This window comes from Clostridioides sp. ES-S-0108-01 (genome assembly GCF_020662285.1).
Lineage (GTDB): Bacteria > Bacillota > Clostridia > Peptostreptococcales > Peptostreptococcaceae > Clostridioides.
In genome coordinates, this window is sequence record NZ_JADGMN010000071.1 from 1 (window position 1) to 583 (window position 583).

A 583-nucleotide genomic window follows, 5' to 3' on the forward strand; every position below is an offset into this window, starting at 1 on the left:
GCCTAAAGGCATGGGGTTCTTAGGTACTACATGAATTTCTATAATACTCTCAGTTACAATAAATCATAACCTACAACATATTATCACTAATCATATTCCCTAAGACTTTTATTAACAAAGTATCTGTCGATACCATTAACATTAATATTAGGCTCGTTTCTCAACCTATATAGTTTTTATATCCCCATACTAGATATTAATTTATAACCATTTAATTTTAATTTCTTTAATCTATTTATTTCTTTATCATGTAATATTTTAAAGTTATCATATGTGTTAATACATAATTCTCTATTGATTGATTTTAAATCTTCATTAACATTCATTATTAAAAATGCAGAATAGCAATCTCTTTGAATATCCATACTATTATTCCATCTATCCTTTAATTCCTTCTTATTGTACTCATCTGAAAAGTGATTATATTGACTAGCTCTACATTTAACAGTATCTATCTTATATAGTTTTTCACCATTATATTTTAACTTATTGTCTAACATAGTCAAAAACATTGATGGTGCTTTATTTGCTAATGATTTTCCAAAACGTTTCTTCTTATTGATTCTACCAGTCTTTTCATTAA

The 583-nt window shown here is 25.4% G+C and carries 1 pseudogene; it reads right to left on the reverse strand.

The features are described from left to right. Positions 1 to 176: 176 nt before the first annotated feature. Positions 177 to 583: pseudogene (locus IR152_RS19815) on the reverse strand (RNA-guided endonuclease TnpB family protein); the annotation flags it as partial.